12 protein-coding genes are annotated in these 15,592 nt (G+C 41.9%); 2 read left to right on the top strand and 10 right to left on the bottom strand.

Translation table 11 applies throughout. The annotated features are described in order from the left end of the window. Nucleotides 1–106 precede the first annotated feature (106 nt). Entirely contained in the window at nucleotides 107–2,449 is a 2,343-nt protein-coding gene (pflB, locus tag J5M87_RS08860; protein WP_154607503.1) for a formate C-acetyltransferase, read from the bottom strand. Nucleotides 2,450–2,661: 212 nt separating this feature from the next. On the opposite strand from pflB, the gene dinB reads away from it, so the two are divergent. Together dinB and J5M87_RS08850 are read left to right on the top strand one after the other, a co-directional pair. Next, nucleotides 2,662–3,732 carry a DNA polymerase IV gene (dinB, locus tag J5M87_RS08855; RefSeq protein WP_154607673.1) on the top strand — a complete coding sequence of 357 codons (1,071 nt, stop codon included), beginning with the start codon at nucleotides 2,662–2,664 and terminating at the stop codon, nucleotides 3,730–3,732. A gap of 239 nt (nucleotides 3,733–3,971) precedes the next feature. Further along, complete coding sequence (locus tag J5M87_RS08850; protein WP_154607502.1) at nucleotides 3,972–4,892, top strand: 1-phosphofructokinase family hexose kinase; 921 nt, start codon at nucleotides 3,972–3,974, stop codon at nucleotides 4,890–4,892. A 749-nt stretch (nucleotides 4,893–5,641) separates the two neighbouring features. Here the strand turns inward: J5M87_RS08850 and J5M87_RS08845 are convergent. From J5M87_RS08845 to J5M87_RS08805, 9 genes are all read right to left on the bottom strand, one after another. Continuing rightward, a complete protein-coding gene (locus J5M87_RS08845; RefSeq protein ID WP_154607501.1) occupies nucleotides 5,642–6,724 on the bottom strand; it encodes a DUF4097 family beta strand repeat-containing protein in 1,083 nt (360 codons plus the stop codon). Next, a complete protein-coding gene (locus J5M87_RS08840) occupies nucleotides 6,721–7,308 on the bottom strand; it encodes a DUF1700 domain-containing protein (RefSeq protein ID WP_154607500.1) in 588 nt (195 codons plus the stop codon). Before J5M87_RS08840 ends, J5M87_RS08845 begins: the two co-directional genes overlap by 4 nt. After that, the gene (locus J5M87_RS08835) at nucleotides 7,295–7,621 is read right to left on the bottom strand and encodes a PadR family transcriptional regulator (protein WP_154607499.1); all 327 of its coding nucleotides are present in this window, start codon (nucleotides 7,619–7,621) and stop codon (nucleotides 7,295–7,297) included. The genes J5M87_RS08840 and J5M87_RS08835 overlap by 14 nt, the downstream gene beginning before the upstream one ends. Before the next feature lie 916 nt (nucleotides 7,622–8,537). Next, a complete protein-coding gene (gene recD2, locus J5M87_RS08830; protein WP_154607498.1) occupies nucleotides 8,538–10,901 on the bottom strand; it encodes an SF1B family DNA helicase RecD2 in 2,364 nt (787 codons plus the stop codon). A gap of 99 nt (nucleotides 10,902–11,000) precedes the next feature. Continuing rightward, nucleotides 11,001–11,594: a signal peptidase I gene (gene lepB / locus J5M87_RS08825; RefSeq protein ID WP_154607497.1), complete on the bottom strand. Its 594-nt coding sequence runs from the start codon at nucleotides 11,592–11,594 to the stop codon at nucleotides 11,001–11,003. A gap of 10 nt (nucleotides 11,595–11,604) precedes the next feature. Next, entirely contained in the window at nucleotides 11,605–12,504 is a 900-nt protein-coding gene (rnhC, locus tag J5M87_RS08820; protein ID WP_154607496.1) for a ribonuclease HIII, read from the bottom strand. Between the two features lie 300 nt (nucleotides 12,505–12,804). After that, complete coding sequence (locus tag J5M87_RS08815; RefSeq protein WP_154607495.1) at nucleotides 12,805–13,572, bottom strand: CPBP family intramembrane glutamic endopeptidase; 768 nt, start codon at nucleotides 13,570–13,572, stop codon at nucleotides 12,805–12,807. 23 nt (nucleotides 13,573–13,595) lie between these two features. Further along, nucleotides 13,596–14,453 carry an RluA family pseudouridine synthase gene (locus J5M87_RS08810; RefSeq protein WP_154607494.1) on the bottom strand — a complete coding sequence of 286 codons (858 nt, stop codon included), beginning with the start codon at nucleotides 14,451–14,453 and terminating at the stop codon, nucleotides 13,596–13,598. Between the two features lie 4 nt (nucleotides 14,454–14,457). Then, a complete protein-coding gene (locus J5M87_RS08805) occupies nucleotides 14,458–15,426 on the bottom strand; it encodes an NAD(P)/FAD-dependent oxidoreductase (protein ID WP_154607493.1) in 969 nt (322 codons plus the stop codon). Nucleotides 15,427–15,592: the final 166 nt, after the last annotated feature.

The raw sequence follows: 15,592 nt of genomic DNA, 5'->3' as shown, positions 1-15,592 counted from the left end.
TCCTTGCCTTGTCCTATTCCTTTCTCAATCGACTATTACCAATGGTGTGATGAAAGGATTTGAATAGAAAAAAGTGATTCTGATTGTTCAGAACCACTTTTTATGTTTAGTTACCTGAAATTTCGCGAGCAGCATCGTCCATTGAAAGAACTTCGTGGAAGACACGCTGTGTCAATTCAGTTTTTTGTTCCTTAGTGAGGTATTTAGTGTTTACACAGTAACCTGAGATACGTACGATAACATCTTCACCGTTCATAATCTTGTCATAAACATCTTGAAGGTCCATAACGTTCAAGTTAACGTGTTGTCCACCATTTTCAAAGTAACCATCAAGGATTGTTACCAAGTTGTTAACTTGCTCATCGAATGTCTTACCGAGTGCTTTTGGTGATACTTGAGTTGTCAATGAAATTCCATCATTTGCATGTTTGAAGTTCAATTTAGACAATGAATTCAAGTTTTGTAACCAACCACCACGAGATTTAGATGTTGGGTTTGCACCTGGTGGGAAGAATTCTACTTTAGAAGTGTTAACAGAACCATCTTCGTTAAGGAATACTCCACGGTGAACAGGTGAGTTAGCGGTTTGTTTAGAGTAAGCAACGTTAGAAGTGATGGTCAAGATAGAAACAGTTGCTTCTGCGTTCTTGTACAATTTATGTTTGTTCAAACGTGAGAAGAATGCTTCCATGAGCCATTTTGCAATGTCATCTACACGGTCATCATCTTCACCGTAACGTGGGAAGTCACCAGTTACTTCGTAGTCATAGATAAAGCCATCTTCGTCACGAATAGGTTTTACTTGTGCGTATTTAATCGCAGAAAGTGAGTCAACTGTATTGGCAAATCCACAGATACCGAATCCCATGTTTGCACGAAGGAAGGTTGGCAAGAAGGCCATTTGTACTGCTTCGTAGTTGTACTTGTCAGTCATGTAGTGGATAATGTTCATCGCATCTACATAAGTGTCAGTCAACCAATCAAGCGCTTTTTCAAAGTTTTTGATAACTTCGTCGTATTCGAAGACTTCAGAATTGTTTGGCTCTACACAGTCAAATACTTTGTAGTCTTTGTGCACATCGTCATAACCGTTGTTCCAGCTTGAAAGAAGGGCTTTAAGAACGTTAACACGAGCTCCGAAGTATTGGATATTGTGGCGTTTGTCTTCGCTTTCTGGATCAAGTGGTGATACACAGCATGAGATACAGCTCATTTCACCATATCCGTCTTTGGCCATTGTTGTTACACCCTCGTATTGGATAGAAGAGTGTTTGTGGCTCATTGACATACAGTAGCGACGGAATGAATATGGAAGTTGGTCAGACCAAAGAACAGTCAAGTTTGGTTCTGGAGAGTTACCGATGTTGTCAAGAGTGTTCAAGAAACGGTAGTCCATTTTTGTAACACGGTGACGACCATCGTTACCCATACCTGCCATAGAAGTAGTAAGGAAAGTAGGGTCTCCTGAGTAGATTTCGTCAAATGCTTTTGTACGCGCAAATTTAACTGTACGAAGTTTCAATACGAAATCATCTACAAATTCTTGGATTTCTGATTCAGTAAATGTACCACGAGCCAAGTCACGTTCTGCATAGATGTCAAGTACGATTGGCACACGTCCAAGTGATGTTGCTGCACCGTTAATCACACGACATACTGCCATGAAAGCGATGTTTACCCATTGGATAGCTTCTTTTGTATTCAAAGCAGGACGGCGTACATCAACACCATAGTGGTCACCCAAGCGAACAACTTGTTGCAATGCTTGGTATTGCATGTTGATTTCTTCACGAAGACGGATTGATTCTTCGTCGATTTCATTGATAGAGTTCCAGTCTGCAACTTTTTCTTCCATCAAGTAGTCAGCTCCGTAAAGAGCAAGACGAGCGTACATACCGATGATACGTCCACGTGAGTAAGCATCTGGAAGACCAGAAACGTGGTGAGAATGGCGTGCACGACGGATGTCAGATGTGTAAGCACGGAAGATACCGTCGTTTACAGTTGTTGCGTGTTTAGTGTAGATTTCATGAAGAAGTGGGTCAGGAGTATAGCCGTTTTCAATCAATGTTGTTTCAGCCATACGGATACCACCACGAGGCATGAAGTTCAATTTGAACAACTCATCGTTTTGAATACCGAAGATTACTTCGTTGTCTTTGTCGATGAAACCAGCTGGGATATCGGCAATAGAAGTCGCACGGTCAATATCCATTGGGAAACGAGTGTCTTCGTATCCTGCTTTTGTTTCTTCGATGATTTTCTTAATGTGGAGAGAGCGTTCCGTTGGACCTGCAAGGAAACTTTCGTCTCCGTCGTATGGAGTGTAGTTAGCTTGAACGAAGCGAGTTACACTAGCTTTATCTTGCCAGTCAGTACCTTTGAAACCGTCCCAAGCTTGGGCGAAAATGTCTTCAGTTACATTTTTTGTTTTAACTTTTGTTGACATGAGGGTTCTCCTTTAATATTTAGGCGCCATGCGTCTTTATGCCTATTATTATACCACTTGAGACCACTTTCTACAAGGCAAAAATACTTGAAAATAAATGAAAAAACTTACAGGGTTCTTACAATTTTTCATTGCGTTTTCAATAGGTCTGTAGCGAATTTTTAGCAGAAATAAAAAAGATGCGGTATACTAGAGAAAAGGTGGTAGACAGTATGCTCATTTTTCCTTTAATCAATGATACTTCTCGAAAAATTATCCACATTGATATGGATGCTTTTTTTGCGGCCATTGAAGTACGAGACAATCCGAGCTTGAAAGGGAAGCCTGTGATTATTGGGCATGACCCTCGTTTGTCTGGAGGTCGTGGAGTTGTTTCAACCTGTAATTATGAAGCCAGAAAGTTTGGGGTTCATTCAGCAATGAGTAGCAAAGAAGCCTATGAGCGTTGTCCACAGGCGATCTTTATTGCGGGAAATTATGAAAAGTACCAAGCAGTAGGACAGCAAGTGCGGGAGATTTTTCATCGTTACACAGACCTGGTAGAGCCGATGAGTATTGATGAAGCCTATTTGGATGTAACCGAAAACAAAAGGGGTATTAAATCTGCGGTAAAAATTGCAAAGCTCATTCAGCATGACATCTGGAATGAACTGCGCTTAACCGCTTCAGCAGGAGTATCGTATAATAAATTTTTAGCTAAAATCGCTTCAGATATGGAAAAACCGCATGGCTTGACCCTTATTTTGCCAGATGAGGCAGTCGCTATTCTATCCTCCTTGCCTGTTGAGAAATTTCATGGGGTGGGTAAGAAAACGGTTGAAAAGTTACATGACATGGGAGTTTATACAGGTAAAGACCTTCTTGATATTTCAGAGATGACCTTGATTGATACCTTTGGTCGCTTCGGCTATGATTTATACCGCAAGGCACGGGGAATTTCGAATTCTCCTGTCAAGGTCAATCGTGCCCGTAAATCAATCGGCAAGGAACGAACTTACCGTAAGCTCTTGTATGTGGAAGAAGATGCGAAGAAGGAACTGGCAGGTCTATCCAATCGGGTAGCGGACAGCTTACAACGCCATCAGAAAAAAGGACGGACTATTGTCTTAAAAATCCGCTATGCCGACTTTACAACCTTAACCAAGCGAGTGAGTATTGAGGAAGCAACGGATCAAGCCGATGTCATCCATCAGCAGGTAGAAGGAATACTCGAGCATATCGCTGATTGGAGTAAGGGAATTCGCTTGCTAGGAGTGACAGTTACGAATTTTATAGTGAATTGAATAAAGGTTAGGACATCGTTCAGTCGCTTTGATGAGCGCCAGTTCTATCTGCAGCTCCTTACCTTGTCCTATTCCTTTCTCAATCCATTATAATGAGTAGCTAGAGTGATAGGAGATGAACTTTTTTTCTATAATTTGACTATTCGCATAATTAGTATAATGATATATACAAATAAATATATACAAACGATATAAAAGGTGGTACAATAAAAGAAAACGCCTAAGGAGGCCTTTGTGTCATGATTCATTTAGTTTGTCCGAATCCTGCTTTAGATCGAACGCTGTTAGTGGAGCGCATTGAGAAAAATATTCCACTTCGTCCGAGTGAAGTAAGGGAATACCCTGGTGGAAAAAGTTTCAATGTTGCTTATGCTCTCAAGGAAAATGGTGAATCAGAGTATGTGATTCATACCATTTTAGGAGGCCGAATCGGTCAGTATATTCAAGACTTGAATGCAGATAAGGGCAATGCCTTACAGATTGTTGAAAATTCGCAAAATACCCGCACATGTAACATTTATATGGAAACAGAGACAGGTGATGTGACCTTGTTTTATGAGAAGGGCTTGGATTTGACGGAAGACCTGCTAGCCCAATTTACCAAGCAATTAGAAGATAATCTTTCTGAGGGAGATTGGTTGGTCTTTTCCGGTAGCTTAATGAAGGGCATGCCAGATGATTATATCAAGCAGTTGATTGATCGCCACCCTGGGGTTCATACAATTGTGGATACCAGCGGAGCAGCCTTGCGAGCAGCCTATCAATCGAAGCCAAGTTTGGTCAAGATTAACAATGAAGAACTCAAGGATATTTACCCAGAATTGGATGAAAACAGTCCAGAGCAGATTTTAGCGATTTTAAAAGAAAAAACACCGCATGAGAATATGATTGTCACCATGGGGGCTAAGGGAAGTTTAGCCAAGATAGGGGATCGTTTTTTCCGAGTAGCTCCTCTGCGTGTTGAGGCACTGAATCCGATTGCGTCTGGCGATTTCTACTTGGGAGTCTTGGTCAAGGGGTTGAGTTGCAAAGAAGCCCCTGAACGCTATCTCCGTGAGGCAGCAGCTTTTTCAGCAGCCAACTGCTTGCAATATTTCCCAGAGGTGGACAAAGAGCAGTACAACGCATTACTTGAAAAAGTAACGGTTGAGGAATTGTAGAATAGGAGGAGATCGTATTCAGGCTACCATAGTCTTTGAAAAGATTGTGTAAGAAGTTATAGTGAATGGAATAAAGGTTAGGACATCGTTAAGTCTCTTTTACTCGTCAAAAATCAACATCTGATGTCGTTAACTGACCTTGCTTCAACAGTCCTGTGAACTGTTGAAGGTTGGAAATAAGGATTATGCAATAATCCTCAGCTACCGTTAGTCCGAACTAGTGGTTCAAAGGGGCGAGCTGTGCTCGTTCTATTTCCAGCCTTCCACAATTCTCAATTGTGGAAGCTAGTCAGATTTTGATTTTTATAGAGTATTGATGAATGCCAGTTCTATCTGCAGCTCCTTGCCTTGTCCTATTCCTTCATAAGATACGAGGGCGTATAAAGCACAAAGTGAAAATAGGAAGTTAGACGAAGGGCCAGCAGACTCTAGGAAGACTTATCTTTTTCACACAGTGCTTAGCCCGAGTTCAGTTTCATAAGATACAAGGGCGTTAAGCAACTCCTAGACAAAATAGGAAATCGAAGCAGGTTGGCTTGCAACCAACGAGATTTATCCCTAAAGGGAGCCCTCTGCTGTAACCAACTAAAGTTGGAACATCTGCGTCCCCACTAAAGGGAGCCTCAGCTGTAACCAGCTAAAGTTGGAACATCTGCGTCTCTTTTTTACACAGCTCTTAGTCCGTATTCAGTTTTCAATCCACTATAAAAAGAGAAAAATCAGTAGTGTTGGGCTACTGATTTTTTGTGTTACTGGCTTGATTCCAGTGAGCCAAGGTTAATTTGTTCATTGGTTGTGCGAATAATCAGTTTATTTTGGGCGTCTTTTGGACTGTGGATAAGTTTAGCACCGTCTTTGTTTTCTTCGACTTTGAGGTTTTTATATTCATTCCCTAATCTGATTCCCATCTGAGTTAGATGTTCTTTTCGGAATGCTTCTTCTTGGGCTTTAGCAGCTTCGCTACCTTCTGACTCAGCATAGGCATTTGGAACGTGATAAACTTCACGCAGTTTCTCCCAATCATAAGAGACAATCACATCAAGCTGGGTATCTTTTTGGCTCTTTTCGGATAATCTAATGTTGATATCTGCGTGGTATGGACCAGCGGTCTCCATTTTGGCGGTGCCGAGAATGGTCGTATCATGCAGCTGAATGGAGTCAGCTTTTTGAATCGTGACATTTTCAAGTGTACTTGTTTGGTAGGATTGTATTGCAACGGGCGTATCAATCGTCATATTTTTCAGGTGAGAGTGTTGGAAGGAAATGCTTCTACCACTAGATATACGGACTAATCCACCTTCTAGTTTAACATTCTCAGCATCGACAAAGCCACTCCAGTCGAGGTTTTTGATGTGAACCTTATTGAGCAATAAAGAATCCATATAGTTCCAACCAGATAATGTTTCAAGTGTTTTTTCTTTGGGAACAAGGATGGTCAATTCTCTGAGTTCGTGATTGCGTCTCATATGGATAGCCAGTTCTTGTCCTAGGAATTGCATGATGCCTTGAATATGGAATTTGGGATCTTTCCCTTGGATGGTGAGGGTTTGCTTGTCCTGCTTGAGCGCAAGGGATCGATAGCGGAAATTATCAAAATTGGCATAGCGGACATGGAATTTATCATCTGGGGATTCGTCGACCTGAACCGTCCTTGTTTGGGAATCAATCGTGATTTCTTTGATGTCTTTGTAGGTTTCTTCTGTTAAGCTAGGAGTAGCAATGGCTTGGATATCTTCAATACCTCCCATAAAGTAGCCAACACCGCAAAGAATTAAACCTAAAATCAAGGCAATAAAGCCGGTTAATAAGGTAATCGTAACTTTCTTTTTCATGCTGTTTTACCTCGCTTTAAAATCCATTGAAAAATCAATCTGACTAGGCGACCTGACCAGTAGGCAAAGAGTCCTGTGATAATGTAGAGAATAGCTGCACCACCGATAAGACCAATTCCTGTACCAAAGCCCATGAGAAAGGCTGGGAGGGATTGACCAAGGAGGCTAAAGGCTTCCCAGATAAGGTAACCACCTGTCACGATGAGCCCAAGTCCTAACAGAAATGCTAAGAGGATGAGTCCTGCAACTCCTGCGATTATCAGAAAAAGGATGCCGATTAAAAAGAGCAACAAGGGAATAGCAACAGGAAGTGACAAGAGAGCAACTGCAGCGAGCCAAATGGTTTTGGTCTTGCTTTTTCGTTCTGCGGTCATTTCTTCTTCGATATGACGGTCAAGGATATTATTGATAATATCGCTAGCCGCTTCTTTTGGAGAGCCTAATTCTTCAATCAAGGCTGCTTCACCTTCTGGACCTGCATCATCAAAGTATTCTTTAAAGTAGTTAACGGCTGCCTGATATTCTTTGTGGGGCAGTTTTTTCAGGTGTTTTTCTAACTGTTCCATGTATTCAGTTCTTGTCATGACGAATGCTCCCTTCTATAATGCCATTGATTGTAGCTGTGTATATATCCCAATCTTCCTTGAGTCGAACCAGTTGCTCGTGTCCAAGTTGGGTTAAACCGTAGTATTTGCGCGTGCGTCCCTGGTATTCTTGGGAATAGGTAGCCAAATAATCATTCTGTTCCATTTTTTTTAAAATGGGATAAAGGGCAGATTCCTTGATATTGGCAATGAGCTTAATTGTCTGACTGATTTCATACCCATAGGAATCCTTGGATTCTAGAATTGCTAGGATGAGAAATTCTGTCAGTACAGCGGGTACAGGAAAGTACATTTCAAGACCTCCTTTGCTTTGAATATAGGTTTATATTGATTATATATAAAAATTTAGTATATATAAAATATACACCTATAATCCAAAAATGTCAATAGATTTTATATGAAAAAACGGTAGAGTGGATTGAGAACTGAACACGGACTAAGAGCTGTGTAAAAAAGAGACGCAGATGTTCCAGCTTTAGCTGGTTACAGCTGAGGCTCCCTTTAGGGATAAATCTCGTTGCTTACAAGCCAACCTGCTTCGATTTCCTAGTTTGTCTAGGAGTTGCTTAACGCTCTTGTATCTTATGAAACTGAACACGGGCTAAGCACTGTGTGAAAAAGAGACGCAGATGTTCCAACTTTAGTTGGTTACAGCTGAGGCTCCCTTTAGGGATAAGTCTTCCTAGAGTCTGCTGGCTCTTCGTCAGACTTCCTATTTTCACTTTGTGCTTTATACGTCCTTGTATCTTGCGGAACTGAACACGGGCTAAAAGCTCGGAAAAAAGATAAATGCTCCTAGAAGCTTCCGCTTCTTCGTCGTATTTCCTATTTTTCATTCGCTTTTTTAACGCCCTCGTATCTTATGAATAGGACACGGCCAGGAGCTGCAGATGGGACTGGCGTTCATCAAAGCGACCTAATACTCGCTAAAAATCAAAGTCTGACGTCGTTAACTCACCTTGCTTCAACAGTCCAGTGGACTGTTGAAGGTTGGAAATAAGGATTATGTCATAATCCTCAGCTAACATTAGTTCGAGCTAGTGGTTCAGTGGAGACGAGCTGTGCTCGTTCTATTTCCAGTCTTCCACAATTCTCAATTGTGGAAGCTAGTCAGATGTTGATTTTTATAGAGTGTAACGATGTCCTAACCTTCATTCCATTCACTATAAAAAGAAACTGAAGAAACGGAATGGTTTCTTCAGTCGGGATTATTTATTCTTAAAAAATGCCTGGATATCTTCTTCTGTAATGCCAATCATGGGATCGATGGTCAGGAGATTTTCTTCGGTGAGAAGATAGGTTTCAGGTGTATCTTCTTCTTCCGTATCAGTTTGAATTTCGTAAGCTAGTTCTGTCTTTCCTATATCGAAGCGCTCCTTAAGGTAGGTCTTGCGAGTTGTTCCCGCATTTTTAACAGCATAGTCAAAGGCGCTGTAATCTCCCAAGAGAATGAGTTTGCTTTTGGAACGAGTGATAGCGGTGTAGAGGAGGTTTCGCTGGAGCATGCGGTAGCTGGTTCGTGTGATTGGTAGAATGACCACCTGAAACTCGCTCCCCTGTGATTTGTGGATAGACATGGCGTAGGCCAGAGTGATTTTGTACCATTCGTTTCGTGGATAGACTACCTCGCTACCGTCAAAGTTAATGGTCAGCTCATCTTGCTTGGAATCCGTATACTTAGCAGGCAGGAGATCGGTAATGTACCCCAAGTCTCCATTAAAGACATTGGCTTCGGTATCGTTGACCAAGTGAATGACTCGGTCCCCTTGACGAAAGTGGGTATCGTTTTGAAGAAATTCAATTTGGCCTTCTCTCAGAGGATTGAGGAGAGCTTGAGTGGTGATATTGAGCTGGTCGATACCGGCATGACCGCGATACATAGGGGCTAGGATTTGTACTTCTTGTGCCTTGATTCCTGACTGGACAGCTGCGCTGACAATACGATCAATCAAGGCGGGAATTTGCTCGTTTTGGGCTTCAAAATAGGAACGATCAGCTTTTTTCTCTCGGAAATCAACAGGAAGTTGTCCTTGCCGGATATGGTTTGCCAAGGTGACAATAGTTGAATCGTCTGACTGGCGAAATATTTTTTCGAGAGTAATGCTCGGAATAGCAGGGATATTCAGTAAATCAGCCAAGACTTGACCAGGGCTGACAGAGGGTAATTGTTCAGCATCCCCCACAATTAAGACCTGAGTATTGGATGAAATATGCTGAAAGAGCTGATTTGCGAGCCAGGTATCCACCATGGAAAATTCATCAATAATGATAAATTCAGCGTCTAGATACTCGTCTCGGTAGCTTTCTTCTTGTCCTTCTGTCAAGCCAAGATGCCGGTGAATGGTTGCACTCGGTAGGCCTGTTAACTCATTCATGCGCCTAGCTGCTCGACCGGTTGGTGCAGCTAGTAAAATTGGACACTCTCCTGTCATCTTGGTCAGGTTAATTCCGTGGAGCATAGCATAAATGGAAATAATCCCATTGATGACCGTTGTTTTTCCAGTCCCTGGTCCTCCTGTTAGGATAAAGAGGGGATTGTTGAGAGCTTGGTGAATGGCCTGACGTTGAATGGTGTCATATTGGAAGCCTGAAAGCTCCTCGACTTCTGCAATGGCTTGGTCAATCTTTTCTGCAGAAAAGGTCTGGACTTCTTGCTTTTCGAGTAAACGATTGAGTTGCTTGTGGATACCTTGTTCTGCAAAGAAGAGGGAATTATCAAAGATTTTGGTGTCAATCTGTTGGACCTTACCGTCTTGAATGAGCCCTGTCAATTCTTGAGCAACCAGAGCTGGATCGAGTTCAATCTGACGAGCTGTTTCCAGTACTTCTAAGGTGTGTTCCAGTAAATCACGTGCTTCCACGTAAGTATCCCCTGTTTCCATTGACTGGTGAAGCAAACTAAAGAGCATAGCAGCCCGGAAGCGCTGGGGAGAATCGTTTGCAATTCCTAAGTTTTCGGCAATTCTATCGGCAATCGTGAAACCGAGTCCCTGAATATCTTCAACCAGTTGATAAGGATTTTCAGTAATAGCATCTAGTGTTTTTTCCTTGTAGTGGTCCTGGATTTGAAAGGCTAGTTTGTTAGGAATACCGTATTCAGCTAGTTTTGCGAGGGTCACTTCCGTTCCATAGTTGAAATGCAATTTCTCAAGAAAGGCCTGACGGTGTTTGGCAGAAAGCCCCGTAATTTGCGTTAATTTCTCGGGCTCAGCAAGAATATGATCAATGGTATTTTCACCGTAGAGTTCGACAATTTTTTCAGCTGTTTTCCGACCAATCCCCTTGAATTGTTCGCTTGAAAAATACTTAATCAGCCCTGTAGAAGTTGGCTTGCTGCGTTCATAGCGAGTGATTTGGAGTTGCTGACCATACTTGGGGTGGGTGACGAGATGACCATAAAACTGATAATCTTCTCCTTCAATGACATCAGCGATTGTACCTGTAACGATGATTTCATAATCCTCATAGCCACTATCGGTATCGTCGATTTCAAGTAGGAGAATCTTATAAAAATTGGAGGGATTTTCAAAAATAATCCGCTCGATTGTTCCTGTAAAATAGAATTCGCTCATAGTACTTCCTAATAGTGTAAGATAGAGAAAAATCACAAGCCAATCGTTCTCCAGATTGACAATAGCTGCTGGATGTTACCGATAAGCCTGTGATTTGTGTTAAAAGCCTTGGATATGATTAAATGGATAAACGCGAGAGATGATTTTTCCTTTTATGGCCGATTTTCTAAAGGTTCCAACCTTGCGACTATCTAACGAAACAAGTCGGTCATCTCCTAATAGATAGTATTGGCCTTCAGGAATTTGAACGGTGAAGGTTGGATTTCCTTGGGCGTCTATCGTGAAGGCTTGAGCATCTTGTGCCAGTAGTTGGAAGCGTTGACTGTAGGAGTAGGTAGATTGGAGTTTATCCTGAGCAAATGCAGCCTTGTATTCGTCCAAATAGGCTTCTTTTATTTCTTCTCCGTTGACATAGAGGCGATCATTCTCGTAATGAATGGTATCGCCAGGCAAGCCAATCAAACGCTTGACAATGAGTTTTTCTTTTCCATTATCCTCAGTTTCACTTGCGACAACAATATCAAAACGGTTAATTTGCCCGACTTTTAACATAATCAATCGATCCTGGTCTTGTAAGGTCGGATCCATTGAGTGGCCGTCGACACTAACGAGACTCCAAATAAAGAGCCTAGAAAGGATAATCAGTGCGATAATAAAGGAGAAGAGTCCCCATTCTTTCAAAAAATATTTCATTACAGATACCTCATTTACGATTTGATAAGAGTGCGTGTGCCTTTTGAGTATTGGCAAAATGTAGTTTAGCGGTCTGTTCTAGCCCAGTCATGCCATATTGAGCTAGAATATCCCGAGCGACTTGGTCTGATGGCTTTCCAGCACCTGACGGCAGATAATAACCGATTTCTTGGCTTAATTGGGCTAGGTTTTCCAAAAACATGGCGCGTGCGATAATGGATGATACAGCGACAGCTAGGTATTTTCCTTCAGCTTTTTCTTCTAAGGTGATAGGATTTGGAAAATGATTGCTTTCTTGTGCCAAATAGCGATTGTAGTTTTTACTGCTAGTAAAAGCATCGATAACAATCTTTTGTGGTTGCACTCCTTTTTGTAAGAGCAGAAAAATGGCCTGATTATGCAGCGCAACCTTGACAGAAACTGCATTGTAGCCCTTGTCAATAACTTCATTGTATTTCTTTGGGGTCAATAGCAGAGCTTGGTGCGTGATGTTTTCTTTTAACACTGGTGCGATTTGGCAGATTTTCTGGTCTGTTAGCCGTTTGGAATCATCTACCCCGAGCGATTTGAGAAAAGCATGATCCTTTGGGGTTACAAAACTTGCAACAACAGCCAGTCCTCCAAAATAAGATCCATTTCCTACCTCATCTGTCCCAATCATTGGAACTTGTTGGGATTGTATTGGCTGTTGAGGAGATTGTTCGTCTTGGTAGCCCCAGTTCTGCGCCAGGGAACCTGCCTTTTCCCCCTGAAACATCAGCTTACCTGACTGATAGAGGGTGATACTGACCCCTTCTACCTTGAAAAAGGCTTCAACATATGGATTGTTATTTGGCAGTTGATAGTTAGCATACTGCGCTTTTATCTGTTTTTTTTGTTGATGATCTACCGTTATTACAAGATTGTTCATCTTCCTATTGTACCATAAAAGGAGCAATGTGTGGAAGCAGAGAGTGATTTGGTAGGCAGAAACTGTGAAAAATTCTCTCACTAAAATAGGATTGTGAACACCTCTCCCTCTCCTCATTTTTAGAGAGTCTTGCGAATTAGGTGAGGCCTCAGTTTTTTGGGAATAAAAAAATAAGAAGCAGGCAGGTAGCCTAGCTTCTCAAGGAGATTCTCGCCCCTAAAAGGAAGAGACGATATGAAAAAGAAAAGTTTTTTAGGATAGATAGAGTATAACCTGACAATCTTAAACTTTTCTTAAATCTCAATTTATTTTTTCTGAATTGGCTAAAGTTTGTGTTGCCATGAGTCGTTGGACCTGTTTTGGTCGGATCAGAATCAGACCAATTAGCATGACAACCAACCAGATACCGATTGCTATCCCATTTGGCTTGGAAGTGGATTCGACACCTGCAGTTGCTAAAATTGTACCCAAGTCAATCATAAAGTGGATGAAAATGGTCCACCAAAGGCTGCCTGTCCGAAGGACAACTGCAGCAAAATAAACTCCCATGGCCGTTGCGTAATAAACTTGATAGAGGGTCACATCCAGGTCCTGTACACGGAGATTGACCAGATGAGCAAGTCCAAAGATGAGACTAGATACAAAGACTGCTTGGAGAACTTGCTTGTAGGAATGAATACCGTCTTTGAGAGCCACTTGGAGTAAGATACCACGGCAAAGATATTCTTCTATAAAACCAGCGCCCAAAGCAACGGTGAGGGCTGTTGGCAAATAATGTTGATTTTTAGTAAGACCAAGCAGTAAGAGAGGAATGCTGATGAGAAAAAGATAGACTAGACTAAGCCAATTGACACGCAGTTGTTCCAATAATCCCACTTTTGGCTGTAAGGGAACCTTAATGCGTAAAGGCCTATGTATGGCTAGAAAAACAATCAGTGCAAGTAAGCCAGTTTTGATGACATAGTAAGTTGTGCCTGATAGAAAATAGTCTAAAAATCCTAAGCCCCAATTGGCCACAAGTAATAGTAAACTACAAAGAAAGAGCGTTCGAGTGGTTTCTTTTGACATAGATATCTCCTTTTCATACTATCCTATAGAGTCTGTTCAAAGCTATCTGAAAGAGCATGGACAGAAATGGTCTCTAATGTAAAGGGATGCGTAAAGGTAAGTTTGTGGGCATGAAGCATAAGCCTATCTGCAACAATGTGGCTATATAGAGGGTCGCCGACAATTGCGTGTCCATGATGTGAGAGATGGACGCGAATCTGGTGGGTTCGTCCTGTTTCCAATTGGCAGTTGACTAGACTATAGTTGCCCATCTCTCTTACGAGTGTAATCCTTGTTTTAGCCACTTGGCCATGTTTAGGGTCAACGATTCGTTTGCGCCGATCATGACGATGTCGCCCGATTTTGTCGGTCATTGTCCATGTTTTTTTCAGCAGATGACCTTGGCAGAGGGCGAGGTAGTCACGGTAAATCGCCTTATCCTCTAAGAGCCTATTTAGAATAGGGAGGATAAAGGGATTTTTGGCAAATAAGATAGCACCACTCGTTTCTTTATCGAGGCGGTGAACCACATAGCAGGTCTGCTGTACGTAAGCAGAAACATGATTCAGAAGGGCGATTTCAGTAGGATCATTGCCATGTGTTTTCATGCCTTCTGGTTTATTGACAACAATCAGGTGCTCATCTTCATACAAGACTTCCACAAGCTCGCTCGTCCCCCAAGGGATGACTTTCTCCGGATAATCTTCTTCGTCAAAGATTAACTCAATCAGGTCTCCTGCTTGAATCTCGCTTTGCCAATGGACAATCTGTTGATTGACCAGAACATGCTTTTTGGTTCGCAGGAAATGGCGGATTTTTCGTGGAATTAAAAAATAGTCTTCTAACAATTCTTTGACACTCATGGCGGGAAATTGTTCAGGAATGGTAATGGTATATTTCATAGAATTATAAACTAGAGGAGTGCTTTGGTTGCACCTTTTCAGTGGGATTGATAAAGTGCATGGCATTGTTAACAGCAGTTGGCGCTTCACCTAATCCTGTCGCAATCAAGTCAACCTTTCCATCGTAGAAGCAACAGTCTCCAACTGCATAAATCCCAGGGATAGACGTTTCTTGCTTGCTATTGACTAAGATCCGATTGCGTTGTAAATCCAACCCCCATTCTTTCAAACTACCGACGGAAGACTTGAAACCATAGTTGACAAAGAGGTGGTCAAAAGGCAAGGTCAGAGTTTCTTCGCTTTTGACCTTGGCAAATTCAATCGCTGTCGCCTGTCCATTTTCTCCCTGAAGTGCTTTTGGAACGTATGGTGTATGAATCGTAACATCTGATGCTTTTAGGGCTTCAACACTATGCTCCATAGCCCGGAAATTGTCCCTGCGGTGAACAATGTGAGTCGTATTTGCCAGATGATGAAAGGCAAGTGACCAGTCAACCGCAGAATCCCCACCACCAAGGACGACTACATTTTGATCCGCATATTGCTGGATATTGGCTACATGATAGTGGATATTTTCAAAGGCATCAGCCTGTTCGATTTCTAGCGGACGTGGCTTGAAAGCACCGCCTCCCATGGCAATAATAACGGCTTTAGAAGCGTGTTTGCCCTTTGATGTTGTAATGGTAAACTGCTCGCCTTGCTCAATCCCAATCACCGTTTCGTTGAGGCAAATACTAGTTTCAAATGGTGTAAGTTGGGCTAGAAGATTATCTGTTAGTTCCTGTCCTGTCAAATGTGGAAAAGCTGGAATATCTAACATCTTTTTTTCAGGATATAGAATAGCAGGTTGGCCACCTAGTTGGGGAAGTGAGTCAATAATTTTTACCTTGGCCTGACGTAAATGCGCATAAAACGCGGTAAATAAGCCGACAGGGCCCCCTCCGATAATGGTAATATCATATAGTTCAGTCATTAAAATCCTCTTTTCAGTCAGAATATCTCTATTTTACCATAATCATAAACAATATGGTTGAAATGATAGAGAGGTTATTCACGGTTGCGGTGTTTTGGTTTTTATACAGGCTATTTGCTGCTGACTTGGTTTTATATAGTGGATTGAGAACTGAACACGGACCAAG

The sequence above is a fragment of the Streptococcus sp. zg-86 genome, from assembly GCF_017639855.1.
GTDB classification, from domain to species: Bacteria; Bacillota; Bacilli; order Lactobacillales; family Streptococcaceae; genus Streptococcus; species Streptococcus zhangguiae.
The sequence above is the reverse complement of the archived record's forward strand: the minus strand, read 5'-3'. Positions and strand labels throughout refer to the sequence as shown.

Excerpts from the sequence above, each read along its gene's own strand:
- J5M87_RS08815 (WP_154607495.1), bottom strand. The coding sequence starts at position 13,572 with ATGTCAAAAGAAACCACTCGAACGCTCTTTCTTTGTAGTTTACTATTA.
- J5M87_RS08845 (WP_154607501.1), bottom strand. The coding sequence starts at position 6,724 with ATGAAAAAGAAAGTTACGATTACCTTATTAACCGGCTTTATTGCCTTG.
- lepB (WP_154607497.1), bottom strand. The coding sequence starts at position 11,594 with ATGAAATATTTTTTGAAAGAATGGGGACTCTTCTCCTTTATTATCGCA.
- pflB (WP_154607503.1), bottom strand. The coding sequence starts at position 2,449 with ATGTCAACAAAAGTTAAAACAAAAAATGTAACTGAAGACATTTTCGCC.
- J5M87_RS08835 (WP_154607499.1), bottom strand. The coding sequence starts at position 7,621 with ATGTACTTTCCTGTACCCGCTGTACTGACAGAATTTCTCATCCTAGCA.
- J5M87_RS08850 (WP_154607502.1), top strand. The coding sequence starts at position 3,972 with ATGATTCATTTAGTTTGTCCGAATCCTGCTTTAGATCGAACGCTGTTA.
- J5M87_RS08805 (WP_154607493.1), bottom strand. The coding sequence starts at position 15,426 with ATGACTGAACTATATGATATTACCATTATCGGAGGGGGCCCTGTCGGC.
- J5M87_RS08840 (WP_154607500.1), bottom strand. The coding sequence starts at position 7,308 with ATGACAAGAACTGAATACATGGAACAGTTAGAAAAACACCTGAAAAAA.
- rnhC (WP_154607496.1), bottom strand. The coding sequence starts at position 12,504 with ATGAACAATCTTGTAATAACGGTAGATCATCAACAAAAAAAACAGATA.
- J5M87_RS08810 (WP_154607494.1), bottom strand. The coding sequence starts at position 14,453 with ATGAAATATACCATTACCATTCCTGAACAATTTCCCGCCATGAGTGTC.
- dinB (WP_154607673.1), top strand. The coding sequence starts at position 2,662 with ATGCTCATTTTTCCTTTAATCAATGATACTTCTCGAAAAATTATCCAC.
- recD2 (WP_154607498.1), bottom strand. The coding sequence starts at position 10,901 with ATGAGCGAATTCTATTTTACAGGAACAATCGAGCGGATTATTTTTGAA.